This window comes from Alkalibacterium sp. s-m-28 (assembly GCF_054658175.1).
The window spans coordinates 1-370 of record NZ_BAAGIQ010000309.1; the positions used below are offsets into that span (position 1 = coordinate 1).

A 370-nucleotide genomic window follows, 5' to 3' on the forward strand; every position below is an offset into this window, starting at 1 on the left:
GGGTGGAGCTGCCGGGAATTGAACCCGGGTCCTACGTCACCTCGCCAGGGCTTCTCCGTGCGCAGTTCGCGCAAAGATCTCTGCTTGGCCCTCCGGCTAGGACGAACACTTCCGGATGATGAGCCCAGTCAACGGTAAAAGTCCTGTTCAACCCCGCTGACGCGATTGAACAGCAAGTCCCTTAGTCGATGCCAGGATCTAGGTCAGGGACTTCCCTAGGCTGACAGACACGCGGTCGCTTGCTTATGCAGCGAGGGCGTAGTCGCGCTGAGACTTCTCGGCGCTTATTGGTTTGCTGCGACGCTTACGGTGGTCTCCAGCCTTCACCGGCACGCTTCCCCTGGCTAAATCAACGTAGTCGAAACCATGT

General features: G+C 58.6%; 1 other RNA gene. It reads right to left on the bottom strand.

Annotated elements, in window-relative coordinates:
- Positions 1 to 370, bottom strand: a transfer-messenger RNA (tmRNA) gene (gene ssrA, locus ACYQ4S_RS12455); the annotation flags it as partial.